Raw genomic sequence first — 25,292 nt, forward strand, 5'->3', positions numbered from 1 at the left:
CGTAACGCGAAGATCCCCGGCCCGGTGCCTGCTGGCACCGGACCGGGGATCGTTCGGTCAACTACTCAGACGGAGTGCCGGCCCCTCGCTTCAGCATCCGGCGACCGACCACCACGCCACCGGCGGTGAGCAGCAACAGCCCGCCGATCAAGGCGATCAGCACGTTGGGCGCTCCGGTGTCCGGCAGCTTCGCGCCATCAACCGGGTTGGTGGTGCAGGTCGGATCGCCCACGACACACTCGTCCGGCGCTTCCACGCCGGTCTCGGTGATGAAGTTCTCCAACACCCCGTCACCCTGTTCATCGGCCGGCAGCACCTCGACCGCGTAGGAGACGGTCACGGTCTGCCCCGCCGCCAGGGTGCCCACCACCGTGTACTGGATGTCGGAGTGCAGCACCTCCAGGGCCGGATCCGACGACTCCACGTAATCGATCACCCGGGCGTCGTCGAGCACGCCGCCGAGATGGTCGGTGTGATCAACTGCCGCCTCGCCCTTGCCGTCGTTCTTGAAGGTCAGCGTGTACACGACCCGCTGTCCCTCCTCGACCGCCGTGCCGGACTTCGGATCGACCGACTTGATGATGCTGAGTTGGTCGACCGGGTTGGCGGTGCAGTCATCGCCCTCGCAGGTCGGCTCCTTCGGGGTCTCCTCATCGGGATCGATCAGGAAGTTGGCCAGCAGGCCGTCACCCAACTGGTCCAGGTCGCGCACGGTGGCCGTGTAGCTCACCGTGATCGTCTGGCCCGGCTGCACCTCACCGGTGATCGAGATCCGGCCGTCGGTGACGGCGGAGACCTTGATCGCCGGGTCGGAGGACGCCGGCTGGGTGGTCAGCTCGGCATCGTCCAGCAGGTGGTTGAGGTCGTCCACCCGGTCCACCTGGCCGGCGCCCGTGCCGTCGTTGCCGAACGTCAGTGTGTACGTGACGCGCTGGCCCGGCTTGACCGCGGTCCCCGTCGCCGGGTCGACGCTCTTGGAGTCGACGACCTCGGAGATCGGGTTGCTGGTGCACAGCGGATCGTTCTCCGCGCACGGGGTGTCCGGCTTCGGGTCCTTGCCGACGACGTTGCCGAGGCTGTTGTCGCCCCGCTCGCCGTCGGGCAGCACCTTGACCGTGTACGTCACCGTCACCGACTCACCCGGCGCCACGGTGCCGTCGACGGAGAATCGGCCATCGACAACCTCCGAAACGGTCAGGGCGTCGGCGGAGGCGGTCGGACCGGTGATCAACTCGGCGTCGTCGAGCACGCCGGACAGATCATCCTTCCAGGCGTTGACCTCAGCATCGGTCTCGCCGTCGTTGCCGAAGGTGATCGTGTAGGTGACCTCCTGGCCGGCCTTCACCACGCTGCCGTCGGCCGGGTCGACCGACTTGGCGACGTTCAACCCGGCGGCCGGGATCTGGTTCCGGCCGCACGGCTGACCGGTCTCCGGATCCAGCCCGTTCTCGTCGGCCGGGTCACAGGTCGGCGTCGGGTCGTCCGGATCCTTCGGCTGGAACGCGACGTTGATCAACTTGTGATCACCGGCAGCGTTGTAGGTCACCTGATACGTGATCGTCACCGTCTCGCCCGGCGCCAGGGCACCGGTCCAGGTGACCCGCGGCTCGGCGTACTCGGCCGCCGGATCGCGGTCGGCCTTGATCGTCGCCGGATCGACGGTCGCGTCGTCCAGCACGCCGGCCAGGTCGTCGACCACGACGGCCGGGTTGTCGGCCGAGAACGCGCCCTTGCCATCGTTGGTCGCCTTGACCGTGTAGGTCACGGTCTGGCCGACCTCGGGGATCGCCGTGGTGTCGGCGGTCTTTTCGATCTTCAGCTTCGGCAGGTCCAGCGTCGTGCTGTCGCAGGGCAGACCGGTCTTCGGATCCTTGCCGTTCTCGGCACATTCAGCCGGCGGCGGCGGCGCCGGCTGGCACGCCTCGTCGGCCGGATCGCAGTCCGGCTGGAATGCGACGTTGATCAACTGGGCGTCACCGGCCCCGGTGAGCGTCACCGAGTAGCTGATCGTGATCTTGCCACCCGGCTCGATCGCGCCGCGCCAGGTGAGGTCGGTCCCGTCGACGGTCGCCTCGCCGGCCGACGCGGTCACGTCGCCGTTGTAGGTGGCGTCGTCGAGCACACCCGACAGGTCGTCGGAGACGATCGCCGGGGCGTCGTCGGTGAACGGCGACGATCCGGTGTTGGACACCGTGACCGTGTAGTTCACTGTGTCACCGATCCGGGTGGCCGCAGTGGCGTCCGACGTCTTCTCGATCGCCAGCTCGCGGTCGTACACGACGTAGTCCTCGACCTCACCGGCCGCGGCGGCCCCGAGCGGAGACCGCTCGACGCTCGCGCCGGGGAAGATCCGGAACCGGGCATAGGTCGTGTCCGACCCGGTCGCCTCCGGGAACTCCAGCGAGTAGGCGGCGGTGCCACTGTTCGCCGGTACGGCCGCCGTGACGAGCTCGCCGGCGTCGAAGGTGCCGTTGCCGTCCAGGTCGATCCAGCCCGCCAGGGTGGCCGGCTGGCCGGTCGTGTTGGTGGCGGTCACCGACACCGTGGTCGGCCCGGTCTGGGCCAGCTGCAGCGGCTGGGTGACGCAGTCCTCGTCGGCGACGTCGGCGGTGTCGTCACCGTCGGCATCGTCTCCGGGGACCCCGTCGGCGTCGATGTCGATCTTGCTGCCGAGCATCAACGGAGCGGTGTCGGACTCGACGTCGATCCCGGGGATCGAGTGCCGCGGTCCGTTGCCGGCCAGCGTGCTGCCGTAGCTCTCCGGTGCATCACCGAAGTCGATCGGGATCGGCGCCTCGGCGCAGCGAGCGCCGTCGTTGGTGCCGGAGGACGGCCCGTCGGAGAACTTCTGCGCCTTGCCGGCCGCGACGTCGACCCGGAAGATCTGACCGGTCTTGTTGTCGGAGCCGTACAGGAAGCCGTTCGGGTCCGCGTAGACGGCGCCGAAGGTGTTGCCACCGAGGGGGCCGAGGTTGGCCGTCACGGAGCGCTGACGGGTCGTCCGGTCGAACTTCAGCAGGATGGCGTCCGAGCCGTCGATGCCGAGGCCCCAGAACGCGCCGGTGCCGGGGACATAGGCCCAGTCGGCGCCGGTGTTGTCGACGCTGGCCGGTGGCGGTGCGTCGCCCTGCTCGACAATGGTTCCGTAGCTGTCGGAGCCGGGGACGAGGTCGACCACCCACCAGGTCAGCCCGTCGGTCAGCCAGTAGTGGCCGGTCTCGTCGATGTCACCGACGACGACCTGCGGCAGGCCTTCCGGCCAGCCGATCTCGACGGCGCTGGCGTCGCCGCCGACGCGGACGATGGTCTGATTCTGCAGGTCGAGACCGTAGATGTAGTCGTCCAGCCCGTTGTAGCCGATCGCGTTGACCTTACGGTCCTGCAGGGTGCCGAGCGTCGTCGCGGCACCGGTGACGATGTCGATCCCGATCACCCGGGTCGGGCCGTCCGGGTACTGGAACAGGATGCCCTGCGGCGAGCAGGCGAAGTCCTCCTGCTCCTCGAAGGTCACCGAGGAATTGCCCGGCAGGTCGAGGCCGACCGGGTCAGAGATGTCGTCCGGGCCGTTCTCGTACGTGCCGGCGGTGTCGGAGGTGACGTCGACGGTGATCGTGCAGGACTGGGCCCCGACGGCCAGTTGGCCGTTCGCGACCGAGATGGTCGAGCCGTCGTCGCCGATCGTGGTCTCCGCCGTGCAGCTGCCGCCGATCTTGGCCGGCGTGGCGGCGACCAGGCCGTCGGCCAGGGTGTCGGTGAACGACCAGCCGTTCTTGGCGCCGAGCTCGCTGGTGTTGGTCACCGTGAAGGTCAGGGTGGAGGTGCCGCCGACCAGCGCCTTCTCCGGCGTGAACGCCTTGTCCAGCTGGGGCGTCACGTCGAGCACGCGGATGTTGTCGTACGCGCCGTCGTTTCCGCCGCCGTTGCCGTTCTCGTTGCGCAGCACGATGCCGAAGTCACCGCCGGACAACAGCAGGGACGAGTCGCCCGGGAACGTGCCCGCGCGGGTCGACCTGGGGGTTCCCTCCTGCGCGGTGCCGGTGACCTCGGTCGCCCGCGCATCGGTGCACGGATCGATCGCCGCACCGGACATCGCATGTTCGCCCTGATCGTCCTCCAGGTAGAACCGGAGCTTGGGGTGCGTCGCGAAGCAGTTCATCGCCACCGCGTCGACCGAGAAGGTGACGAACCGGTTGTCGGTCTCGAGGCTCAGCGGCTCGGTGGTGCGGAACTGCACCAGGTTGTTGGCACCGTCGCCGGAGGTGAACGACGCGGCCGCGCCGTTGAGCGACGGATCCGTCGCGCCGGCGTGCTGACCGAGCGCGTCGGCCAAAGCAGTGAGCGACTGATAGACGGCGATGCCGTTGGACTCGGGACGGCCGGGGCCGTTGCAGTCGCCGGTGAGCCGTGGGCTGGTCCGGTCGATGATGAATCCGTTGCACAGCACCCGGTTCTGCCAGAAGGCGTCAGACGTGTACGCCGTGCCTTCGTCGCCGGTGTAGTCGCCGAGCAGCGTGTTGGCGCCATCGTCGGTGTTTTCGAAGTCCTCCTGGTAGAGGACGGTCGGCTCACCCGGCGTGCCGGGATTCCCCGGTTCGGCCGCGGCCGGCGTGGGCGCGGAGCCGAACGCGATCAGGCCGGCCAGCAGGGCGAGCGACAAGACGGTGGACAGGAAGCGGAAACGGGCCGAGGGGCCTCGCTCCCGGCGGCGCCTCCGGGCGCGCGCCAGGGGTGATCCGGGCAGGCTGAACAATTCGATCCTCCACGACGATGCTGCCGCGGAGGGGAAGAGGGCCCGCGGGCGAGACGGTTGAGAACGTCAAACCCCCGCGAGACGTCGGGCTATTGCTACCGGGTCCGGCCCGCCGCTGACCACTTCGGCCACCGTGCCGCTCCGGACATGATCAACAAAATAGTCAACTGGCCGGAATTCCGTGATCAACCCGGAAACCGATTCATCGGCGATGCCCGGGCCGACGATTGGGCATGAAACGGGCCGATTGCCGCCCGAAGCGACCATCGGTAGTATCCCCCAGTCAGCTGTAGATCCAGACCGGCCGGACACCCGACCGGGTCCCTGCGGGAACGGTTTACGCCACGATGCCAGCAACTCTCCGGTCCCCGTCCGACGTGACGGGACGCGTGGCGCGGCAGGCTGCCCAGGAGCACGATCCGGAGTCGCTCGCGGCCCTGATCGAGGCCGAATGGCTGCACCTCGGCCGGGTCGACGGCCTGCTGACCGACCTGATCACCCGGTTCGATCATGATCAGCTCTCCCGGCACCCCGCGCTGCAGCTGATCATGGACCGAGTGCACACCTGGCCGGGGGCTCCGGGACCGCCGCCGGAGCTGCTCGGCCGGGTCGAGCGGCTGATCGAATCCGGTCACTTCCCCGACGGCGAGGTGCGAGCCGGGATGGAGCACCTCGTGCTGCTCGCCCTTCTTGATCAAGGTCACTACGAGCGCGCCCGGCCGTATGCGGCAGCGATCCGGGCCACCACCGAACGCTTGGCTCCGCGGCCGGGGACCGACTCCTGGAAGCTCGGCTCACTGGCCCGGCACAACGGGGTGTTGCAGTTCCTCGCGGGGCAGCCGGCCGAGGCCGGCAGCGACCTCCTCGCCGTCATCCAACTGACCGACGTCCATCCCGACGACCGGGCCGCCGCGGCCGGCGAGCTCGCTCTCCTGCACGCCGTCCAGGGCGACCCGGCGATCGCCCTGCGCTGGGCGACGTACGCCGAAACCGTGATCGACGGCTGGGGCCTGGACCGGCTCGACCCGCGACACCAGGTGGCGCTGCTCGGCGCCCGGCTGATCAAGGCAACCGATCGACTGGACTGGGCGCGCTACGAGGAGATCCTCGGCCTGCTGCACACCGCCGACCTGCGGCACGACCGGCACCTTCCCTTCATCCGGTATGCCCAGCTCCGGGCCGCGTTGGTCCGCGGCCAGCAGCGGCCGGCCCTTGATCAACTCGCGCAACTGCTGGACACGGCCCCGACCCACCTGCCGCCGGGCTCGCTGGCCCACTCCCTGCTCGCCGGGCTCGAAACCCAGCTTGCGATCAGCATCGGTGATCATGACCGGGCCCGGGCGGCGATCCCGGACCACCTCACCGATCATCACCACGTCCTGCAGCAGGTCCGCTGGCTCGTCGCGACGGGCCGCTGCACCGCGGCTGCCGCGCTGATCTCCGACAGCCGGTGGCTCGACCTGGCGCCCCGCCGCGGCGCGATCGAGTTGACCCTGACCCTGGCCACCGCGTTGCACCGGACCGGTGATCACCGCGAGTCGGCCCGCCTGGTGCTCCGGGCGCTGACCCAGTCGGGCGATCCGCAGACCATCGGGCACAGCCTCGCCACGACCGACCAGCGGACGCTGGCCGCCGCCGCCGACTGGCAGCCGGCGGTCAAGGCCACCCTGGAACGGCTCAAGATCATCTTGTTCGTGCCGCCGGCGCCCGACTCCGAGCTGCGGCACGAGGCACCACTGACCCCGCGCGAGCGCGTCATCCTCGGCCTGCTCGCGGACGGCGGCACCGCCGCGGAGATCGCCGCCAGCCTGTATGTCTCGGTGCACACCGTGCGGAACCAGATCCAGCGCGTCTATCGCAAACTGCAGGCGACCTCCCGCCGGCACGCGATCGACATCGCGGTCAGCCGTGGCCTGCTGCCACCGATCAGCGAGCGGCGCGGCTCCGCCGCGTCCTGAGCTCAGGCCGCGTCGAAGAACTCCTGCAGCATCGCCGCCAGGGCGCCGGGATCGGCGACGTGACCCTGGCTCGGCAACAGCCGCGACTCGGCCTGCGGCAGCAACTCGGTGATCGCCGCGGCGGCCGGGCCGAAGAATTCCAGTCCGGCGTCCCCGGTGATCACCAGCGTCGGCTTGTCGATCTTGCTCAGCCGCTGCGGCGGCGGCCCGTCACCGAGACAGGCGGCGTCGTACGGCAGGGTGTGCGCCAGCGCACTGGAGGCCGCGAACTCCGGTGACGTCCGGGCCGCCTCGATCGCCTCGTCGGGCATCCCGGCCAGCCGCATGAACCGGGCCAGCGCGTCGTCGGGTCGCCCGTCGGCCACGATCGCGCCGATCTCGGCGGCGTAGTCCTGCCAGGCGGCGACGGCCGGCTCCCCGATCGCGTACGGCACCTCGTAGACCGCGATCTTGTCCACGGCCAGGCCCGCGGCCGCCGCCTCCAGGGCCAGCGCGCCACCGGACGAGGCACCGAACAGGTGCACCGGCCCCTCGGCGACCGCAGCCAGCGCGGCCAGATCCTCGATCTCTCGCTGCAGCGCGTACGGAGCGGTGTCGGTGCTCCTCCCGCGGCCGCGGCGACTGTAGTTGATCACCGTGTGCGCGCCGGCCAGCTCGGCCGCCAGCGGTGCGTTCTCCGAGCCGTCGTCCAGGCCGCCGCCGACCATGATCACCGGCGCGCCCTGGCCCTGGCGATCGTAGGCGATCAAGGTCTGGTCGGCCGACCGGACCTGCTCGGTCGTGCTGATCATGACGGCTCCTGGTGCTCGGTCCGCCGGGTCTCGTACCAGCTGTCGCCGACCGGCTCACCGGCCAGGTTCCAGCTCCAGGACACGGTCGGCGTGATCTTCAGGTAGTGACCCGGGCCGACCAGGCCGACCCGCTCCACCGGCGGTTCGGCATGGCCGTAGACGCGGATGCCGCGGACGATGAACGGCTCGAACGAGACCAGATCGTCGATCACCAGAGCCACCTTGCGCCGCCCCGCTGCCGCGTTGCGCATCTTCCGGGTGGCGAGCACCGTGGCCCCGCCGCCGACCCAGAAATGGCTGCCGTCGAACTCGAACGCCAGCGGCATCACATCGGGCTGATCGCCCTCCCCCAGCGTGGCCAGCCGGGCCAGCGGTTGGGACCGCAGATAGTCGATCTCGTCATCGGTGAACGTCATCACTCCCCCTGCGCCCAAACACTGCTTGGTGCTAACTTAGGACTAACTAGTGCTGACTATAACCCAGGAGGAACCGGTTTTGTCCAGCCGCGGCGAACGGAGTTACGACGATCCCTGTGGCATCGCCCGCGCCCTGGACCGGGTCGGCGAGCGCTGGGCGCTGCTGCTGATCCGCGAGTTGATCTTCGGGCCGAAGCGGTTCACCGATCTCCGCCGCGGCCTGCCCGGCGCCAGCCAGAATGTGCTGACCCAACGGCTCCGCGAGCTCGAGCGGGACGGGATCGTGGAGCGGGTCCGGCTCGGCCCGCCGGCGGGGAGTCGCGCCTACCGGCTGACCGACCTCGGCCGCGGGCTCGAGCCGGTGCTGCTCGCCCTGGCGGCCTGGGGCAGCGACCTGCCGATCCGGTCCGGCGGCGAGTTGAGCGTCGACGCCCTGATGTTCGCGCTGCGAGCGACCTACCAACCGCGTACTCCCCCGTCCCGCCCGATCACCTACGAGGTGAGCCTCGACCCGGAGCTGTTCCGGATCACCCTCGACGGCGATCAGATCGACGTCGCCCGTGGCGCCGCAACCGAGCCGGACACCGTGATCACCACCAGCCCAGACCTGCTCCGCGACCTGGTTTACGCCGGACGGCCGCTGGAGCCCGAGCTGAAGCGCGGCGAGATCATGATCACCGGCAACCGGCAGGCGGCGAAACGATTGTTCACCTCGTTCCGCCGCCCACCCCGGCCCAGCTGACGCTCAGGTCGGACGCCGGGACAGCACCGGCGAGCGCGAGGTCAGCGCCGCCAGGCCGGCGGCGATCAGCGGCACCGTGATGATCAACAGGCCCAGCGGAACCCAGGGCAGGGCGAGCTGCGGTCCGGGTGCCACGACCGCGGGCGGCTGGTCCAGCAGAGCGATCGCCAGACCGGGGACGAGTCCGAGCACCGCCCCGAAGACCATCCCGGTCGCCGCCAGCAGCAGCGCCTGCGCCGCGGCCTGACCCCGGCGCACCGTCGGCGCCGCGCCGACCGCGGCCAGTGTCGATTGCTCGGCGCGGCCGTCGATCTGGGCCAGCACCGTCGCCACCACCGCGGCCAGGAGCACCAGGAAGCCCGCGCCCACCAGCATCGGGACCAGCTTCGGCTGCTGCTCGTCGACATGGCCGCGCTCGACGGTGAACGGCTGGTCCGGCTCGATCAACTGCCGGATCCTCGACTCCTCGGCCGCGGTGATGTCCCGGCCCGCCGGCCCGAACAGGACCCGATCGAGCCGGCGGGGCAGTTCGTGGGCGTCGGCGGTCCCGGGCAACATCCAGCCGTAGGGTTCGGAGATCCGCACCCGCGTGTGGTGCAGGGTGCCGACCAGGCTGCCGGGGTCGACCAGCACGGCCGGCACCTCGACCCGCCGGATCACCTTCGCAGTGCCGGCCTGGTAGTCCTTCTCGATCTCGATCAGCCGGACCTTGCCGTCAATGATCAACGACGGTTCGGTGATCAGGATCTTTCCGGCCCGCAGCGCGGCCGCCGACTCGGGTGCCAGAGCCCGGTCGCCGGCCGGGATCTGCTGGATCAACGGCGAGGCGAACGGATCGTCCCAGGCCGTGCACCGCTCCACATCGTCGAGGATCTCCGCCTCGGTGCAGCCGGTCGGCACCGGCTCCAGGGTCGAATAGAACGTGGCCCAGCCGACGTCTTGCGGGGGCTGGATCATCCGGTCCCGCTCCACGTAGGTCCAGTCCGGGAACTCCCGCTGGATCCGCTCGAGCGAACCGCGCAGGGCCTCGTCGTTGCTGTAGTCGGACAGGACGGCCTGGCCCGGCGTCGTCACCGGGGTGTGCACCTTGACCGCCAGCGCGGTCTGGCTGGCAAACAGGACCCCGAACCCCGCGAGCACGGCCGTCGCGGCCACCACCGCGGCGATGGCCGGCACCGACCGTTGATGTTGCCGGCCGACGTCCCGGGCGGCCAGCCGGATCGGCAGCGGCCACCGATGGCCGACCCGGCCCCAACCGGCGACGATCGCCGGAATGATCATCAGTCCACCCAGGGTGAGTGCCAGGCAGCCGATGATCACCACCGGCCAGGCCCAGGGCTGCTCATGACCCGCGGTCGCCGCGAAGATCATCCCCCCGGTCGCCAGCAGCAGCAGGGCGCCGCCGACCAACGGAACTCCCCGGCGCCGCGGCGGCGGCTGCCACCGCTCGGTCAGTGTGCTGGCGACGTCGCGCCGGGCTGCCACCCGGGCCGGGCCCAGGGCGGCGATCACCGCGGCCAGCACCGCGGCGATCATCACCGCCATGATCAACGGGAAGGGCGGCCGCCAGGAGCCGTACTGGGTGATCGCGCCGACCCACCACAAGAGGTGGGTCAGCAGCGGGCTGACGGCCAGCCCGAGCACCGTGCCGGCCACCGCCGCCGCCCCGCCGAGCAGGACCGACTGGCCCAGGACGATCCGGCGCACCTGCCGCCGGTCGGCCCCGCAGGCCGCGATCAGGGCCAGCATCCGACGCTGGCGGGCAGCTCCCAGCGCGAACGCGGGCCCGGCCAGCAGGGTGACCTCGATCAACACGCCGATCGAGACCGCGGCGACCTGGATCAACTGGGACGTCGCCTGTTCGGACCCGAGCGAGCCGCCGTAGAGATCGAGCACCGAGGCATCGCCGTGGTGCGACGAACCGACGCGCTCCACGAACGGCGGAGCTCCCTCCATCACGGCCCGACTCTGCACCAGCAGTCCGTACTCGTTCAGGCGCTGCACGTCCGGCCAGGTCACCGGACCGGTGCCCTGGACCAGGAACCAGGACTCATAGGAATGCTTCGCCGGCCCCGGCAACACCGCCTGCCATTCGGCCCCGGCCGGTGCCCGTACGACACCGACGACGCTCGCGGTCGTTTCGACTCCGCCGACCGTGATGGTGAGCGGGCCGGAGCGCGGGATGCCGGGCTGGATCGCACGGTCGGTCACGACCAGTTCACCGGGCGCGGCGGGCCAACGCCCCTCGATCAACTCGGCCAACCCGAAGTCGGCGATCGAGTCAGCCGTGATCTGCAGGCTGCGCAGCGGGATCGGTTTCGACCCGCCGAAGGCCACCAGATAGCCCTGGTCGACAGTGGCGATCCGGGCATCACTCAGCAGCGCGCCGACCTCCTCGGCCCGCCACGGCGCCTCCGGATCCGTCCCGGCCCGCGGCCGGCCCGGGCCGGTGGAGCCGAGATACTGTCCGTACTGATCTTGGACGATCGCCCCGGCCTCGGCCAGCGGAGGCGACACGATGGCTTGCGCCGCACCGAGATTCGCCCTGGCCCAGTCGTCCACGCGGACCTGTGCGGTCCCGAAGACGGCGAGCCCGGCAGTCACGATCATGACCGGCACTCCGATCAAGATCATCACCAGCACGCTCCGGCCGCGGTGCTGCAGCGCTTCCCGCCGCCCGATCCGCAGGGCCCACCGCCAGCTACCCCACCACCGGGCCAACCGGCCGGCCGGGCGGTTCTCGTCGTCAGAGGACATCGCTGAGCAACCTTTCCACTCCGCTGTGCTCGGCGGCCGGATCGACGATCGACCCGTCCCGCAGGAAGATCACCCGGTCGGCCCAGGCCGCGTGCCGGGCGTCGTGGGTGACCAGGATCCCGGCCGCGCCGGCGTCACACCGGTCCCGGATGACGGCCAGCACGGCATCGCCGCCCTCGGTGTCCAGGGCTCCGGCCGGCTCGTCGGCCAAGATCACCCGCCGGTCGCCGATCAACGCCCGGGCGATCGCGATCCGTTGGCGCTGCCCACCGGACAGCTGATCAGGAAACCGGTCGACGGCCTCGACCGCGACCCCGACCTGCTCCAGCGCCGTGATCGCCAGTTTCCTGGCCCGTCGGGCCGGGAGGCCGTCCAGCTCCACCGGCAGCGCGACGTTCTCGGCGGCGGTCAGGGACGGCACCAGATTGAAGTCCTGGAACACCAGCCCGACGCTGCGTCGGCGCAACTCGGCCAACCCACGCCGGGTCAGCCGGGCCGCGTCGGTCCCGTTGATCACCACGCTGCCGGAGCTCGCGACATCGAGACCACCGGCGAGATTCAGCAGGGTCGACTTGCCCGACCCGGAGGGCCCCATGATCGCGACCAGCTCGGTCGCGCGGACCGACAGGCTGACCTGGCGCAGCGCCTGCACCGCCAGCTCGCCGGTGCCGTAGACCCGGCTGACCCGGTCCATCGAAATGATCGGCAGTTCGGGCATCACCGCGTCACCTGCTCGACCTCGGCGGCCGGCCCGGCCGGCTGGGCCGCCCGGCGCCGCGCCCGCGGCTGCCCGGTGACCCGCGACTCCACGTGATCGAGCCAGCGCAGCTCCGCTTCGGCCGTGAAGATCAGGTTCTCGATCACCAGGTCCCAGGCGAGGTCGCGCAGGCCCGAATGGTGATCTTCGGCGGAGGCCCGCTTCAGCCGGGTCAACTCCTGCAGGCCCCGCATCGACGCCGCCCGCTGGGTGCTCACGACCTGGCCGACGTCGACTCCGTCGACCGTCACGGCGAGCGCCAACTTGATCACCAGCTCGTTGCGCGGCGCGGCATCCCGGTCGACCGGGGTCTGCCACCAGGCCCCGATCTCCTTCTCGCCGGCCTCGGTCAGCCGATACTCGATGGTGCGCTCGTCACCGCTGGTGCCGACCAGGCCGTCCCGCTCCAGCCGCGACAGCGTCGTGTAGACCTGCCCGATGTTCAGCGGCCAGGTGCCGCCGGTGCGCCGCTCGAACTCGCTCCGCAGCTGGGCGCCGTACTGCGGCCCCTCGGTGAGCAGGGCCAGCAGGCTGTGTCGAATCGACATCGACCGCTCCTTACATACTCGGTATGTTCAGAGCACCATACTCAGTATGCAGGCCGTTTGTCGACCCTCGCGGTCACGGGTGCTTGGCGGTGCCCTTCATGATCTTGTCGACCGCCGAGCGGCCGCCGTGGACGGCGATGCCGACCAGGTCCAGGTCCTCCCGTCGCACCGCGGCGACCGCGGCCCGGTTGTCGTCGTCGTTCCCGGTGCCGAACATCTCCCGGGTGTAGATCGCCAGCGACACGTCCCGGCTCAAGGCCCGGCCGTGCGCCGCGCGGAGCATCAGCCGGTCGCCGGCGAAGATCATCACCGGCTGCCGGAACAGGGCCAGATAGCCGGTTCCGTCGGCGTCGGCGTACGGCTCGCCGATCAGCTCCGGCCCGGCCGCGGCGATGCCGCTGGCCAGGAAGGCGGTCACATTCAGGGCCTGCCACGGTTCGAGGTCGGCGGAGAGCAGGACGGCGATCTTGGTGTCAAAACGTACGGACTGCACGGCACGATCCTGCGCCGCCGCTTCTCCCCCGGTCTTGTACGTTCTTGATATGGCGCCCGAATCCGAGGTGACCGCCTGGCGGCCGCAGGCGGACGGCGTCGCCGAGGTGTTCCACGCCCGGTTCACCGATCACGCCTATCCGCGGCACACCCACGCGGACTGGACGCTGCTGATCGTCGATGAGGGCGTGATCGGCTACCGGTTGGAGGGCCACGACCACGGCTCGACGACGAGCCGGGTGACCCTGCTGCCGCCCGGGATCCCGCACGACGGCCACGCCGAGACCCGGTCCGGGTTCGTCAAGCGGGTGCTCTATCTGGAGCCGGATCAGCTCGCCGGGGTCGGCGCCGGCGTCGACCGGCCAACGCTGACCGACGCCGTGCTGCGGGATCGGATCCACCGGCTGCACGGCACGCTCGCCGGTCCGGAACGACTGGAGTCGGAGAGCCGGCTGGCCCTGATCAAGCAGCGGATCCAGGCCCACCTGGACCGTGCCGACCCGACTCCACGGCGGGTCCGGGACCGGCCGCTGGCCGCCCGGCTCCGGGAGTTGCTGGACGAACGGATCCCGGACGGGCTCGGGCTCACCGAGGCCGCCCTACTGCTGCAGGCCAGCCCGGAGCATCTGGTCCGCACCTTCGCTGCTGAGTACGGCCTGCCGCCGCACCAGTACCTGACCGGCCGCCGGATCGACCGCGCCCGCCGGCTGCTGCTGGCCGGGCACCGGCCGGCCGACGTCGCCGCCGAGGTCGGCTTCCATGATCAATCGCACCTGACCCGGCACTTCCGCCGGGTGCTCGGAGTGTCGCCGGGTCGTTTCCGATCGCTACCCTGAGCGGAATGACCGAGCACACCGCCCCGCCCAAGATCGGCACCCTCGACTGGCTGCCGACCGCCGACCACGCCGACCTGCTCGCCGCGCCGGTGACGGCGGCCCTGGCCGCGCTCGACGTTGCCGCCTGGGTGGCCGCGATCGATCCCGAACTCGCCGACACGGCCGCCTTCTGCGAGGCCTACCAGGTGCCGCTGGAGGTGTCGGCGAACTGCGTCGTCGTCACCGGCCGGCGCGCCGAGACCGAGCGGACCGCCGCCTGCCTGGTGCTGGCCACCGACCGGGCCGACGTCAACAAGGTCGTACGCAAGCAGCTCGACGTCCGCAAGATCTCCTTCGCCCCGATGGACGACGCCGTCAGCCGCACCGGGATGGAGTACGGCGGCATCACCCCGATCGGCCTGCCCGCCGACTGGCCCGTGCTGGTCGACACGGCCGTCACCGAGCAAGCCTGGATCGTGATCGGCAGCGGCATCCGCGGCAGCAAGATCGCGATCACCGGTGCCGACGCCGCCCGGCTGCCCGGCACCGAGGTGCTCGGCCTCACGATCACCGGGTCGTAGCGATCTCCACCAGCCGGGCGCGGGATTGGTTGGCCAACTTTCGATCGAACGTCCAGAGTGGCTCGCGGCGATCCAGCTGGGCTCGAACGACTAGGTAACAGTCCTCCAGCGAGAGCTTCGGCCGATCGAGGTAAAGATCAAAAGCTGTTCCGAACAGTTCCCGCGAGCCTTGGATGCCCGGAAGGTCGAGGAGCCCGATGATTGCTTCGCGCTGCTGTGCCCGATCGAGACCGTAGGCACGGCCAAGAACAAAAGCGACTTCGATCAGCGCGACATCGCTGACCTCGTAGTCATCCCCGTTCGTCACGAGAGTCAGGGCAGCACGGTGCTGGTCCGGAACGTCGTTCAGCAACAACCTCAACAGGACATTCGCGTCCAGCGATCCGCCGGTCATGCGCCCCGGTGCGCCTGGTAGTACTCGTCCACCGATAGGACTGGCTCCCGACGCCGTGCATACCTGGAGACCCGATCACTGAGGTCGGCAGCACTCCGCACGGGCTCGAGCGTGATGGTCCCGCTCTCATCGTCGAACTCGAGTTCGAGCCGGTCTCCCTGCTGGAGGTCGAGAGCGCGCCGCACGGAGGCCGGAAGGACAACCTGACCCTTGCTGCTCACCGAGACGATGGACTTCACCATGTCTTACATGGTAGCCCGAGTAAGACGTGATTCCCCTCCCGCCGACTTGTCAGAACTGAGTGGTGCCAGAGCACAACTCAGTTCTGACAACTCGGTTGATCAGCGGGTGTAGCGGAGGGTGAGGATCTGGAACGGGTGCAGGGTGAACGCCAGCTCGGCCGGGGTGTCGCTGGTGAGTGCGTCGGTCCCGGTCAGCGGGCGCTCGAGCAGGTCGACCGTGGTGACGCTGGTCGCCGCGAAGTCGGCCTTGACCGTTGCCGAGGCCCGACCGCCGTCGGCGGAATAGAGCCGCACCACGACGTCGCCGCTGCGGTCCTCGGCCAGCTTGACCGACTCCACCACTACGGCCGAATTGTCGACCGTGATCAACGGCTCGACTCCGGCGCCGGCGATGGTCCGCTCCGGCAGGTTGATCGCGTAGCCCTCGCGGACCGCGTCGCCCATCGCGGCGCCCGGCACGATCGCGTACCGGAGCCGGTGCTGGCCGAGGTCGGTCTCGGGATCGGGCCAGCGCGGCGCGCGGAGCAGCGACAGCCGAACCGTGGTCGAGGTGCCGCCGTCGCCGCGCACGGTCCGGGTGACGTCGTGACCGTAGGTCGAGTCGTTCACCAGCGCCACGCCGTAGCCGGGCTCGGCCACGTGCAGGAACCGGTGCGCACAGATCTCGAACTTGGCCGCGTCCCAGCTGGTGTTCTCATGCGTCGGCCGGTTCACGTGCCCGAATTGCGTCTCGGAACTGGACACCTCGGCCCGCAGATCGAGCTCGAAGCCGGCCTTGAGGAACGTCTCCCGCTCCTGCCAGTCGGCGTCCAGCGTGACCTCCAGCGCCCGCGCCCCAGGCGCCAAGCTGATCACCTGGGTGAACGTGGAGTCGCCGTGCTTGCGTACCACCCGGATCCCCGCCGGCACGTCATCCGCCACGGTGACCGACTCGGCCTCGCGCAGATCGACCACGGTGTTGCGGTAGAACGAGTCGACGTCCCAGGCATCCCAGTCGTTCGGCACGTCCGGGTGCAACTGGAGCAGGTTGCCGACGCCGTCCGGCGCGATCGCGTTCCGGCCCGATTCATGATCGACAACACTGGTGATCAAGCCGGCGGCGTCGATCACCGCGCTGACGATCCCGTTGTCCAGAACGAATTCCGAAGCTTCGGCTGCGCCCTGAGCCTGCCGAAGGGTCACCGTTGCGGGCGCAGCCGCGACGATCGCCGAACCGCCCAAGGCCGGGACGCCGTTGCGGGCATGCGGCGCCGCGTTGACCACGACCTCGCCCTCGCCGGTGCCCAGCTCGGACAGGGACGCGGTGATCAACTGCTCCAGCTCCTCGCCCACCCGCTGGTACGTGGCCCGCGCCTCCCGGTTGACCCAGGCGATCGACGAGCCGGGCAGGATGTCGTGGAACTGGTTCAGCAGCACGGTCTTCCACAGGGCGTCGAGCGCGTCGTACGGGTAGTCCGTGTCGTTCCGGACCGCCGCCGTGGTCGCCCACAGCTCGGCCTCACGGAGCAGGTGCTCGCTGCGCCGGTTGCCCTGCTTGATCTTGGCGTGCGACGTGTACGTACCGCGGTGGATCTCCAGGTAGAGCTCGCCCCACCAGACCGGCGCGTCCGGGTAGTCGGCGTAGGCCTTCTCGAAGAACGTGTCCGGCTTCTCGATCGTCACGGCCGAGGAGCCCTCGAGATTGGCGGTCCGGACCGCACGGGCCAGCATCTCCCGGGTCGGACCGCCGCCGCCGTCGCCGTACCCGAACGGCACCAGCGAATGGTTGGCCCGCGCCTTGTCGGCGAACTGCCGCGCCGCCCGGTCAAGATCACCGGCGGACAGATCGGAGTTGTAGGTGTCGACCGGCGGGAAGTGGGTGAAGATCCGGGTGCCGTCGATGCCCTCCCACCAGAACGTGTGGTGCGGGAACAGGTTGGTCTTGTTCCAGGAGATCTTCTGGGTCAGGAACCAGGTCGAGCCGCTGAGCTTGATCAACTGCGGCAGCGCCGCCGAATAGCCGAACGAGTCCGGCAGCCACACTTCCTGGGTGTCGATGCCGAACTTCTCGGCGAAGTAGCGCTTGCCGTGGATGAACTGGCGAGCCATCGCCTCGCCGCCCGGCATGTTGGTGTCGGACTCGACCCACATGCCGCCGACCGGGACGAACTGGCCCGCCGCGATCTTCTCCTTGACCCGGGCGAACACCTCGGGCCGGTGCTCCTCGATCCAGGCCAGCTGCTGCGCCTGGGACATCGCGAAGATCAACTCCGGATGATCATCCATCAACTGGACCACGTTGGACGCGGTCCGGGCCACCTTGCGGATCGTCTCCCGCAACGGCCACAGCCAGGCCGAGTCGATGTGGGCGTGGCCGACCGCGCTGAGCTGGTGCGCGCTGGCGTTGGCCGGCTTGGCCAGCACCGGCGCCAGCACCTCACGCGCCGCCGCTGCCGTGCCGCCGATGTCCTTCAGATCGATTGCGTCCAGGGTGTCGGAGATCGCCGCGTAGAGCTGGGCGCCGCGGGCGTTGCCGCCGCCGAGCTGCTCGGCCAGCTGGCCCACCACGTCGAGGTCGGCGACCAGCTCGCGCACCTCAGCGTCGACGACCGCGAGCTCGGCCTTGGCCAGCCGATAGATCGGGTCGGCCGGCGCGGTCTCCACGTCGCCGAGATCGGTCGGCACCCGCATCGTGATCTGCGGGTTCGACGCCGCCTCGAGGTAGACCTCGATCCGGCCGGTGCCGGGGTCGACCGGCAGCCACTGGTTGTACGGATGGATGCCCTTGATCGGCGTCCCGTCCGGCCGGTACGCCAGCCCCTCGGCCGCGAACCCCGGGCCGGTCCCGTCGAACCCGAGGTCGATCACGCACTCCAGCTCCCGGCCGGCCCAGCCGGTCGGGACCTCCGCGGTCAGCCGGAACCAGGTGGTGCCCCACGGTGCGCCCCACGCGGCGCCGAGCTCGGCCGGCTGATAGGTGGCGGCCAGACCGTCGGCCACCGGGATCGGCTCACCCTCGACGTCGTACCGCTCGATGGTGAGCGCGATGGTCTCGGGATAGACGGCCGGACGCAACCGTTCCGGCAACAGGCGTCCGAGGCGACGCTGGACCAGGACTGGATCGAAATGCATGGGCCCAGCTTTTCATAACAACGATTGATTTATTGACCCGGCTGGTTTTCCGTCTCGGTTTCTGGCTGACCGGGTGGCGGCGCGAACTGCGGCGCCGGCTCGGCCGGCGGCTGGTGGGCCGCGGCCGGAGCGATCGCCGGTGATCCGGCCCCCGGCCGGAGCGGCTTCTCCAACTGCTGGGCCTCGTCGATCGCCTTCTGGACCGTGGCCGCCGCCTTCTCCGCCTCGATCGCATTCTGCCGCTCGATCTCGGCCTGCACGTCGACCTTCTCCGGCGGAGTGAACTCGCCCTTCGCCGCACTCGGAATGGCCGACGCGGCCGAACTCACCGCGCCGCCGAGCCCTTCCAGCGCCTTGCCGATCTCGGCCGGGATCACCCACACCTTGTTGGCGTCGCCCTTGGCGATGTTCGGCAGCATCTGCAGATACTGGTACGACAGCAGGGCCTGGTCCGGCTGGCCGGCGTGGATCGCGTTGAACACCGTGGTGATCGCCTGCGCCTCACCTTCGGCCTTCAGCATCTGGGACTGCCGCTCGGCCTGGGCCCGGAGCACCGCGGCCTCCCGATCACCCTGGGCCCGGAGGATCGCCGACTCCTTCTCACCGCCGGCCGACAGGATCTGGGCCTGCCGCTGACCCTCGGCCATCAGGATCGCCGCCCGCTTGTCCCGCTCGGCCCGGGTCTGCTTCTCCATCGCGTCCCGGATCGTCGGCGGCGGCTCGATCGAGCGCAGCTCGACCCGGTTGACCTTGATCCCCCACTTGCCGGTCGCCTCGTCCAGCACCAGCCGCAGCCGGCCGTTGATCTCGTCCCGGCTGACCAGGGTCCGCTCCAGATCCATCCCGCCGATGATGTTGCGCAGGGTGGTCTGGGTCAGCTGCTCGATCGCCTGGATGTAGTTCTGCGCCTCGTAGGCGGCGCGGACCGGATCGATCACCTGGAAGTAGATCACCGAGTCGATGCTGACCATCAGGTTGTCCTCGGTGATCACGCCCTGCGGCGGGAACGGCACGACGGTCTCCCGCATGTCCAGGTTGTGGCGCACCTTGTCGAACACCGGGATCAGCAGGTGCGGGCCCGGGTCGAGGGTGCGCCGGAACTTGCCCAGCCGCTCCACGACTCCGACCCGCTGCTGCCTGATCACCTTGACCGCGCTGCCCAACAGGACGACGACCAGTCCGATCAGGATGATCCCGAGAATGACTGAGACCGGATCCACGATGTCACCTCTTCTGATTACGGAAGTTGATCATGCTTGGGATAGACCACGACGGTCGCACCGTCGATCTCGAACACCTCGACCTCGGTGCCCGCGTCGATCACCATCGAGTTGTCGTACGGCCGCGCGGACCAGCTGATCCCGTCCAGCTTGACCTCGCCGCCGGACTTGTCGATCGCCGAAACCGCGAACCCGCTGGAGCCGAGCAGCTTGTCGGTCGACGACCGGTAGCCCGGCATGTTGCGGACCTTGTCCAGCAGGGTCGGCCGGAGCACCAGCAACGTGATCACCGAGACCGCCGCCGCGACCCCGATCTGCAACCACCACAGGTCCGGCGCCACCACCGCCACCCCGGCGCCGGCCAGCGCGCCGACGGCGAGCATGATCAACACCAGGTCCATCGACAGGATCTCGGCGATGCCCAGCAGCAGCGCCAGCCCCAGCCAGATCGCCCAGACATGATCGCCGAGCCAGTCCAAGAGGTTCATCCGGCCCCACCTCGTCCGTTCACCGACCGAGCCGTCCATCGGCCGTCGTCCTCGGTCAACGACAACGGCAGCTGAAAGGTATCGCTCAGGGCCTGCGCGGTCAGCGTCTCGCGCAGCGGCCCGGCGGCCACGATCCGGCCCTGCCGCAGCAGCAGGGCGTGGGTGATGCCCGCCGGAATCTCCTCAACGTGGTGGGTGACCAGCACCGTGGCCGGAGCGCCCGGGTCCAGAGCAAGATCACCGAGGGTGCGGACCAGGGACTCCCGGCCGGCCAGGTCGAGGCCGGCGGCGGGCTCGTCCAGCAGCAGCAGCTCGGGGTCGGTCATCAGCGCCCGGGCGATCTGGACCCGCTTCCGCTCCCCCTCGCTCAGGGTGCCGAACGTACGGTCGGCGAGATGATCGACCCGGAGCTGCCGGAGCAGCCCGGTCGCCCGATGATGATCAAGCTCCTGGTAGTCCTCGCGCCACCGGCCGACCACCGCGTACGACGCGGAGACGACGACGTCGTGCACCCGTTCGGACTTGGGGATCCGGTCCGCCAGCGCGGCCGACGCGAGCCCGATCCGGGGCCGCAGGTCGAACACGTCGACGGTGCCGAGCACTTCGCCGAGCAGGCCGGCGACCCCCGAGGTCGGGTGCAGCTGGGCGGCCAGGATCTGCAGCAGGGTGGTCTTGCCGGCGCCGTTCGGACCGATCACGATCCACCGGTCGGCCTCGTCGACCTGCCAGTCGACGTCGTCCAGCAACCTCGCGCCTCCACGCACGATGCTGACCCCGGCCAGATCCGCGACTGCCACCATGCATCAAACCTACCGGGCCGTCCGCGATCACGAGGCCCGGCACCGCATCGATCCGATCAGGACTGTCGGCCGCCGATCGATACGCTTGACCCCATGACCGAGCCCGGCCGTGAACGGCTCCGAGTGGGACATTCCGAACGCGACGCCGCCGCCGAGGCGCTGCGCGATGCCGCCGCCGACGGCCGGATCACGCTGGAGGAGCTCGACGAGCGGCTCGAGCGGGCGCTGCTGGCCCGGACCTACGGTGAACTCGACGCGCTGTTCGAGGACCTGCAGACCGCCTCCCCGGCGGTGTCGCCGGCACCGGCGAGCCCGGCGCATCCGCAACTGCCCGGCTATTCGGCCGAGGATCGGTTGGTGCTGAGCGGCGGGATGTCCAGCGAGAAACGGAGCGGGACCTGGGACGTGCCGCCGTTCATCCGGATCGAGGGTGGGGCCGGGACGGTCCGGCTGAACTGCCTCGAGGCCCGGCCGCTGGCGTCGGTGATCGACATCGAGGTGGTCGGGGCGATGGGCACGATGGTGATCGTCACGCCGGAGGACTGGGCGGCGAACACCGATCGGCTCAGCAAGGGCTGGGGTTCGGTCGCCAGCAAGATCGCCACGACGCCGGGCCCGGGGAAGCCGCTGCTGTTGCTGCACGGGACGGTCGGCATGGGCAGCCTCTCGATCCGGCATGCCAGCCGGTCGGACCTGAGGAAGCTGGCGAAGGAGGCCCGGCAGCGGCGGGCGATCGAGGGTCCGAGATAGACCTCAAGATCAGCGATCGGCGCGGAGAGCATTAAGCTCGCGTAGATGGAGGTTGATGCCTCGGTCCGGCTGACCACGCACCTGAACGCCCTGTTGGACAACCGGGTGAGCATCGAGGTCGCGGCGACCCAGATCGTGGCCCGCGACGTCGCCCACCACGTCGTCGATCCGGACGATCTCCTCGACATCGACAGCACCCGCGCGATCACCTGGGAACGGGCCCTGCCGCGATGCCTGGTGATCGAACGAAACCAATGGCAGCTGGCGTTGCCGCGGCCCGGGGTGCTCGGTTGCCTGCGCGGTCCGGCCGACTTCAACACGGCCGCGCTGACCGCGGGAGCGGCCGTCCTGGCCAGTGGCGGTCAGCTCGGACTGGTCCCGATCCGGGTCGGGCAGGCCCTGCAGTGGCGGGTGTACGAGGCCGTCGCGCCGGCCCCCGTGCCGAGCCCGTACGAGACGGAACGGGCGCTGCGCGAGGTGGTGCTGGAAGCGGCCCGGACGCTGGAGTCGCTCGATCTGGCCGCCGGTGCCGGGGCCGGCTGGCGGCCGCCGGACATCTCGGTCTGGGCGCCGGGCTATCCGGTGCCGCAGCGGAACTCGATCGCCAAGGCGCTGGGCATGCTCGCCGCCACCGACCTCGCACTCACCGACGACGGCGGCAGCGTGTCGTCGTGGGAGGCGGACCTGCGGTCGCGGGAGCTGCGACGGGTTCGCGACGCGGCCAGCGACGCCCTGGTCTCGGCGGCCACCTGGATGCGGCCGAGTCCATGATCATTCCTCGCTGAAGATCTCCTCGATCCTGCGGTCGAGCAGGCGAGCGATCCGGAACGCCAGCGGCAGGCTGGGATCGTAGCGGCCCTGCTCCAGCGAGTTCACGGTCTGCCGGGACACTTCCAGTCGGGCGGCGAGGTCGGCCTGGGTCCAGCCGCGTTGCGTCCGCAGCTGCCGGATGATGTTGCGCATCCCGCCCCCTTAGTAGCGGCGCCGGGTGATCACGACGCCGATCAACCAGCCGACCGCGTACACCGGCCAGACGAAGAACCAGGAGAGTTGCGGTGCGCCGGCCAACTGCAGGAAGCCGTAGCTGAAGGTGATCAACGAGCCGATGGCGAAGCCGATCGCGAGCGCCTCGACGCTGATCCGTCCCTGCAACTCGTCGCTGCGCCGGATCTGCCGGAGCACCGCCCAGGCGACCGCGACCACGGCCGGCACCGGCAGCAGGACGGCGAGCCAGCGCCACGGGCTGTCGCCGGCGGCCCGGACCAGCACGACCGAGAGCGCCAGCAGCACCAGATAGCCGGCCAGCACCGCGATCAGTTCCAGCGCGTAGCGGCGACTGCTCTGCGGCCCGGTCATCAGAGCGCCGCCAACAGGGTGGGCAGGCCGAGGAAGATCAGGTCGATCACCGCGTGACTCAGCACCAGCGGCCAGAGCCGGCGGAGCCGGAGCATCAGCCCGGCCAGCAGCAGCCCGACCAGGAAGGTCATGATCACCTTGGCCAGCACCGCCGGCCCGGAGATCAACGCCAGTGGGATGTGCTGCAGCGCGAAGAACACCGCGGTGATCAACAAGGCTCCGACCCAGCCGACCCGACGAGTCAGCTGATCAAGAGCGATGCCGCGGTAGAGCACCTCCTCGGCGAGGCCGATGGTCAGCGCGGCCGGCAGGGCGCCGAGGCCGACCCAGAGCGGCACACTCAGCTGGCCGGCGACCGCCGGTGCCCCGCCGTAAGCGATCAGGTTGCCGATCACGCTGGCGGCGAGGAAGCCGACCGCAAGGACGGCGAGCATCAGCAGGCTCCACCGGGCGTCGGCCGGGCGGAACCGACCGACCAGGGCCCCGAATCCGATCCCGCGGCGGCGCACCATCATGATCACGACTCCGATCGTGGCCAGGTCGACGATCAAGATCAGGGCGTTGGTCATGATCAGACTGTGTGGCCACCAATCGGGGGCGATCAGCCGGATCACGCCGGCCAGGGCGAACAGCAGCACGGTTCGCAGCAGCAGCACCGCGACGAGCACCGGCACGGGCACCAGGCCGGCTCCATCCAGGGCGGAGAGCACCCCGGGTCGGCCCGCCGCGGGAGCAGGGAGAGCTGGATCGGCAACCGCCGGTCGAAATGTAGTCACCCTATGAATGTAAAGTCACCTTGTCTTGATGTCAAATGACCTTGACATCGATCCCGGGCGGAGTTGTGTCTACACTCGCCCGGTGAGAGTTCTCGTGACCGGCGGAGCCGGCTATATCGGAAGCACGATCGCCACCGCCCTGGAGCGGGCCGGGCACGTCCCGGTGATCTTGGACAGCCTGATCAAGGGGCGGCGCGAGTTTGTCGGGGATCGGGTCTTCTATCAGGGCGACATCGCCGATCGGGCTTTGCTGGAAAGGATCGTCACCGAGCAGGAGATCGACTGCACCATCCATTGCGCGGCTCTGATCGTCGTCCCGGACAGCGTCCGGCGGCCGTACGACTACTACGTCAACAACGTCACGAAGTCACTCGAACTGGTGCAGACCCTGACCGAGCTGAGCCGGCCGCGGGTGGTGTTCTCCTCGTCGGCGTCGATCTACGCGTTCTCCGACCGGCTCGAGGTCGACGAGTCGTCGCCGCTGCACCCCAGCTCGCCGTACGGCCGGACCAAGCTGATCATGGAAACCATGCTGGGTGACCTGGCCGCGGCGAGCGACCTGCGGGTGATCATGTTGCGCTATTTCAATCCGATCGGCTCCGACCCGGACTTCCGTTCCGGCGTCTACGATCCCGTGCCGTCGCACGTGCTCGGCCAACTGGTCGCCGCCACCGAGGGCCGGATCGAGGCCTTCGACCTCACCGGCACCGATCTGCCGACCCGGGACGGCACCGGCCTGCGGGACTACGTCGGCGTCTGGGATCTGGCCCGGGCCCACGTCGCCGCGGTCGAACGGTTCGATGACGTGCTGGCCACCGAGGAGGCACCGAGCACAGTGATCAATCTCGGCACCGGTAGCGGCGTCACCGTCCGGGAGTTGCTGTCCACCTTCGAGCAGGTCGCCGGCCGCCCCGTACCCACCAGGGAGAAGCCCGGCCGTCCCGGCGACGCCGTCGGCGCCTACGCGAACGTCGACAAGGCCCACCGCCTGCTCGACTGGCGCGCCGAGCAGATCCTGGCCGACGGCATCACCAGCGCTCTCGAATGGTCCCGCCGCCGCCCCACCCTCCTCCCCGACCTCGCCCCGACGACCGCTTCCTGAACCTGTCGAAGGGCAAGCCCCCCCCAAGTCCCGCCGCAAGATCATCTGGCCTAGCCCTTCGACAAGCTCAGGGAACGGAACACCCAACGTCCCCACCGCTAGCGGGCAGGCGATCTCACTTCGTTCCCTGAGCCTGTCGAAGGGCAAGCCGGATCGCGGCCGTTTCGGGTCCCGGAATCGTGGTCGAACAGAGTGTCAGTGGTGGCGGATAGCGTTGCTGGTATGGAATCGGGGGCTGCGGTGATCGACGGCGACGGAGTCGTCATCGACCTGCCCACGCTCGACGCCGACCAAACACTGGGCTTCACCAACACCGCGTTCGCCCTGCAGCGGCGGGCGGAGTCCAATCAGCTCCAGATCGCCGCCCACTGGGCCGATCTGCACTCCGGCGACGCCCTCGACCACAACACGACCGCCCTACCCGGCCGCGAACGCTCCCGCGGCAT

At 69.9% G+C, this 25,292-nt stretch carries 24 protein-coding genes; 8 read left to right on the forward strand and 16 right to left on the reverse strand.

Annotation, left to right across the window (positions count from 1 at the left end):
• Positions 1-61: 61 nt before the first annotated feature.
• Positions 62-4,750 carry a DUF7927 domain-containing protein gene (locus FNH24_RS12740; RefSeq protein ID WP_152362551.1) on the reverse strand — a complete coding sequence of 1,563 codons (4,689 nt, stop codon included), beginning with the start codon at positions 4,748-4,750 and terminating at the stop codon, positions 62-64.
• A gap of 389 nt (positions 4,751-5,139) precedes the next feature.
• Here FNH24_RS12740 and FNH24_RS12745 point away from each other — a divergent pair, with 389 nt between their 5' ends.
• Positions 5,140-6,708: a helix-turn-helix transcriptional regulator gene (locus tag FNH24_RS12745; protein WP_161606121.1), complete on the forward strand. Its 1,569-nt coding sequence runs from the start codon at positions 5,140-5,142 to the stop codon at positions 6,706-6,708.
• A 2-nt stretch (positions 6,709-6,710) separates the two neighbouring features.
• Here the strand turns inward: FNH24_RS12745 and FNH24_RS12750 are convergent, their stop codons facing one another.
• Together FNH24_RS12750 and FNH24_RS12755 are read right to left on the reverse strand one after the other, a co-directional pair.
• Positions 6,711-7,499 (reverse strand): alpha/beta fold hydrolase, encoded by a 789-nt coding sequence (locus FNH24_RS12750; RefSeq protein WP_152362553.1) that lies wholly within the window; start codon positions 7,497-7,499, stop codon positions 6,711-6,713.
• A complete protein-coding gene (locus tag FNH24_RS12755; protein WP_152362554.1) occupies positions 7,496-7,915 on the reverse strand; it encodes a PPOX class F420-dependent oxidoreductase in 420 nt (139 codons plus the stop codon). Before FNH24_RS12755 ends, FNH24_RS12750 begins: the two co-directional genes overlap by 4 nt.
• 79 nt (positions 7,916-7,994) lie before the next feature.
• On the opposite strand from FNH24_RS12755, the gene FNH24_RS12760 reads away from it, so the two are divergent.
• Entirely contained in the window at positions 7,995-8,657 is a 663-nt protein-coding gene (locus FNH24_RS12760) for a winged helix-turn-helix transcriptional regulator (RefSeq protein WP_152362600.1), read from the forward strand.
• Positions 8,658-8,660: 3 nt separating this feature from the next.
• Here FNH24_RS12760 and FNH24_RS12765 read toward each other — a convergent pair whose 3' ends face one another.
• The 4 genes from FNH24_RS12765 to FNH24_RS12780 all read right to left on the reverse strand — a co-directional run bounded on the left by FNH24_RS12765 (position 8,661) and on the right by FNH24_RS12780 (position 13,212).
• Positions 8,661-11,414 carry an ABC transporter permease gene (locus FNH24_RS12765; RefSeq protein ID WP_152362555.1) on the reverse strand — a complete coding sequence of 918 codons (2,754 nt, stop codon included), beginning with the start codon at positions 11,412-11,414 and terminating at the stop codon, positions 8,661-8,663.
• A complete protein-coding gene (locus FNH24_RS12770) occupies positions 11,404-12,132 on the reverse strand; it encodes an ABC transporter ATP-binding protein (RefSeq protein ID WP_152362556.1) in 729 nt (242 codons plus the stop codon). The genes FNH24_RS12765 and FNH24_RS12770 overlap by 11 nt, the downstream gene beginning before the upstream one ends.
• Positions 12,132-12,719, reverse strand: coding sequence for a PadR family transcriptional regulator (locus FNH24_RS12775; protein ID WP_152362557.1), 588 nt, complete (start codon positions 12,717-12,719; stop codon positions 12,132-12,134). The genes FNH24_RS12770 and FNH24_RS12775 overlap by 1 nt, the downstream gene beginning before the upstream one ends.
• 73 nt (positions 12,720-12,792) lie before the next feature.
• Complete coding sequence (locus tag FNH24_RS12780) at positions 12,793-13,212, reverse strand: DUF2000 domain-containing protein (RefSeq protein ID WP_217428187.1); 420 nt, start codon at positions 13,210-13,212, stop codon at positions 12,793-12,795.
• A gap of 49 nt (positions 13,213-13,261) precedes the next feature.
• Between FNH24_RS12780 and FNH24_RS12785 the strand changes: the two genes are divergently transcribed.
• Positions 13,262-14,047 carry a helix-turn-helix transcriptional regulator gene (locus tag FNH24_RS12785; RefSeq protein WP_152362558.1) on the forward strand — a complete coding sequence of 262 codons (786 nt, stop codon included), beginning with the start codon at positions 13,262-13,264 and terminating at the stop codon, positions 14,045-14,047.
• A gap of 5 nt (positions 14,048-14,052) precedes the next feature.
• Complete coding sequence (locus FNH24_RS12790) at positions 14,053-14,607, forward strand: YbaK/EbsC family protein (RefSeq protein WP_152362559.1); 555 nt, start codon at positions 14,053-14,055, stop codon at positions 14,605-14,607.
• Here FNH24_RS12790 and FNH24_RS12795 read toward each other — a convergent pair.
• The 6 genes from FNH24_RS12795 to FNH24_RS12820 form a co-directional block, all read right to left on the reverse strand.
• Complete coding sequence (locus FNH24_RS12795; RefSeq protein WP_152362560.1) at positions 14,594-15,001, reverse strand: type II toxin-antitoxin system VapC family toxin; 408 nt, start codon at positions 14,999-15,001, stop codon at positions 14,594-14,596. The genes FNH24_RS12790 and FNH24_RS12795 overlap by 14 nt on opposite strands.
• Positions 14,998-15,243 carry an AbrB/MazE/SpoVT family DNA-binding domain-containing protein gene (locus FNH24_RS12800; RefSeq protein ID WP_217428188.1) on the reverse strand — a complete coding sequence of 82 codons (246 nt, stop codon included), beginning with the start codon at positions 15,241-15,243 and terminating at the stop codon, positions 14,998-15,000. Before FNH24_RS12800 ends, FNH24_RS12795 begins: the two co-directional genes overlap by 4 nt.
• A 99-nt stretch (positions 15,244-15,342) precedes the next feature.
• Positions 15,343-18,354 carry an alpha-mannosidase gene (locus FNH24_RS12805; protein ID WP_152362561.1) on the reverse strand — a complete coding sequence of 1,004 codons (3,012 nt, stop codon included), beginning with the start codon at positions 18,352-18,354 and terminating at the stop codon, positions 15,343-15,345.
• 29 nt (positions 18,355-18,383) lie between these two features.
• Positions 18,384-19,556: an SPFH domain-containing protein gene (locus FNH24_RS12810; RefSeq protein ID WP_425486890.1), complete on the reverse strand. Its 1,173-nt coding sequence runs from the start codon at positions 19,554-19,556 to the stop codon at positions 18,384-18,386.
• Positions 19,557-19,591: 35 nt separating this feature from the next.
• Complete coding sequence (locus FNH24_RS12815) at positions 19,592-20,062, reverse strand: NfeD family protein (protein ID WP_152362563.1); 471 nt, start codon at positions 20,060-20,062, stop codon at positions 19,592-19,594.
• Positions 20,059-20,862, reverse strand: coding sequence for an ABC transporter ATP-binding protein (locus tag FNH24_RS12820; protein ID WP_152362564.1), 804 nt, complete (start codon positions 20,860-20,862; stop codon positions 20,059-20,061). The genes FNH24_RS12815 and FNH24_RS12820 overlap by 4 nt, the downstream gene beginning before the upstream one ends.
• 93 nt (positions 20,863-20,955) lie before the next feature.
• Between FNH24_RS12820 and FNH24_RS12825 the strand changes: the two genes are divergently transcribed.
• Positions 20,956-21,612: a DUF1707 SHOCT-like domain-containing protein gene (locus FNH24_RS12825; protein ID WP_152362565.1), complete on the forward strand. Its 657-nt coding sequence runs from the start codon at positions 20,956-20,958 to the stop codon at positions 21,610-21,612.
• Between the two features lie 45 nt (positions 21,613-21,657).
• A complete protein-coding gene (locus FNH24_RS12830; RefSeq protein ID WP_152362566.1) occupies positions 21,658-22,383 on the forward strand; it encodes a hypothetical protein in 726 nt (241 codons plus the stop codon).
• Here the strand turns inward: FNH24_RS12830 and FNH24_RS12835 are convergent, their stop codons facing one another.
• From FNH24_RS12835 to FNH24_RS12845, 3 genes are read right to left on the reverse strand one after another with little or no spacing between them, the layout of a single operon-like run.
• The gene (locus tag FNH24_RS12835; protein ID WP_152362567.1) at positions 22,384-22,575 is read right to left on the reverse strand and encodes a helix-turn-helix transcriptional regulator; all 192 of its coding nucleotides are present in this window, start codon (positions 22,573-22,575) and stop codon (positions 22,384-22,386) included.
• 9 nt (positions 22,576-22,584) lie between these two features.
• On the reverse strand, positions 22,585-22,968 hold the full coding sequence (locus FNH24_RS12840) for a hypothetical protein (RefSeq protein WP_152362568.1): 384 nt from the start codon (positions 22,966-22,968) through the stop codon (positions 22,585-22,587).
• Positions 22,968-23,744, reverse strand: a complete 777-nt coding sequence (locus FNH24_RS12845) for a CPBP family intramembrane glutamic endopeptidase (RefSeq protein WP_152362569.1) — start codon at positions 23,742-23,744, stop codon at positions 22,968-22,970. The genes FNH24_RS12840 and FNH24_RS12845 overlap by 1 nt, the downstream gene beginning before the upstream one ends.
• A gap of 28 nt (positions 23,745-23,772) precedes the next feature.
• On the opposite strand from FNH24_RS12845, the gene galE reads away from it, so the two are divergent.
• Complete coding sequence (galE, locus tag FNH24_RS12850; RefSeq protein WP_425486888.1) at positions 23,773-24,846, forward strand: UDP-glucose 4-epimerase GalE; 1,074 nt, start codon at positions 23,773-23,775, stop codon at positions 24,844-24,846.
• A gap of 222 nt (positions 24,847-25,068) precedes the next feature.
• Positions 25,069-25,292: hypothetical protein (locus tag FNH24_RS12855; protein ID WP_152362571.1), on the forward strand; the 224-nt coding region annotated here is incomplete at its 3' end.

This window comes from Microlunatus speluncae, assembly GCF_009299835.1.
Classification (GTDB): domain Bacteria; phylum Actinomycetota; class Actinomycetes; order Propionibacteriales; family Propionibacteriaceae; genus Microlunatus; species Microlunatus speluncae.

What these genes read in the sequence shown, in the direction of transcription:
- FNH24_RS12750 (WP_152362553.1), bottom strand. Translation starts at nt 7,499, where the DNA reads ATGATCAGCACGACCGAGCAGGTCCGGTCGGCCGACCAGACCTTGATC.
- FNH24_RS12755 (WP_152362554.1), bottom strand. Translation starts at nt 7,915, where the DNA reads ATGACGTTCACCGATGACGAGATCGACTATCTGCGGTCCCAACCGCTG.
- FNH24_RS12765 (WP_152362555.1), bottom strand. Translation starts at nt 11,414, where the DNA reads ATGTCCTCTGACGACGAGAACCGCCCGGCCGGCCGGTTGGCCCGGTGG.
- FNH24_RS12770 (WP_152362556.1), bottom strand. Translation starts at nt 12,132, where the DNA reads ATGCCCGAACTGCCGATCATTTCGATGGACCGGGTCAGCCGGGTCTAC.
- FNH24_RS12775 (WP_152362557.1), bottom strand. Translation starts at nt 12,719, where the DNA reads ATGTCGATTCGACACAGCCTGCTGGCCCTGCTCACCGAGGGGCCGCAG.
- FNH24_RS12785 (WP_152362558.1), top strand. Translation starts at nt 13,262, where the DNA reads ATGGCGCCCGAATCCGAGGTGACCGCCTGGCGGCCGCAGGCGGACGGC.
- FNH24_RS12790 (WP_152362559.1), top strand. Translation starts at nt 14,053, where the DNA reads ATGACCGAGCACACCGCCCCGCCCAAGATCGGCACCCTCGACTGGCTG.
- FNH24_RS12795 (WP_152362560.1), bottom strand. Translation starts at nt 15,001, where the DNA reads ATGACCGGCGGATCGCTGGACGCGAATGTCCTGTTGAGGTTGTTGCTG.
- FNH24_RS12800 (WP_217428188.1), bottom strand. Translation starts at nt 15,243, where the DNA reads ATGGTGAAGTCCATCGTCTCGGTGAGCAGCAAGGGTCAGGTTGTCCTT.
- FNH24_RS12805 (WP_152362561.1), bottom strand. Translation starts at nt 18,354, where the DNA reads ATGCATTTCGATCCAGTCCTGGTCCAGCGTCGCCTCGGACGCCTGTTG.
- FNH24_RS12815 (WP_152362563.1), bottom strand. Translation starts at nt 20,062, where the DNA reads ATGAACCTCTTGGACTGGCTCGGCGATCATGTCTGGGCGATCTGGCTG.
- FNH24_RS12820 (WP_152362564.1), bottom strand. Translation starts at nt 20,862, where the DNA reads ATGGTGGCAGTCGCGGATCTGGCCGGGGTCAGCATCGTGCGTGGAGGC.
- FNH24_RS12825 (WP_152362565.1), top strand. Translation starts at nt 20,956, where the DNA reads ATGACCGAGCCCGGCCGTGAACGGCTCCGAGTGGGACATTCCGAACGC.
- FNH24_RS12830 (WP_152362566.1), top strand. Translation starts at nt 21,658, where the DNA reads ATGGAGGTTGATGCCTCGGTCCGGCTGACCACGCACCTGAACGCCCTG.
- FNH24_RS12835 (WP_152362567.1), bottom strand. Translation starts at nt 22,575, where the DNA reads ATGCGCAACATCATCCGGCAGCTGCGGACGCAACGCGGCTGGACCCAG.
- FNH24_RS12840 (WP_152362568.1), bottom strand. Translation starts at nt 22,968, where the DNA reads ATGACCGGGCCGCAGAGCAGTCGCCGCTACGCGCTGGAACTGATCGCG.
- galE (WP_425486888.1), top strand. Translation starts at nt 23,773, where the DNA reads ATGTCAAATGACCTTGACATCGATCCCGGGCGGAGTTGTGTCTACACT.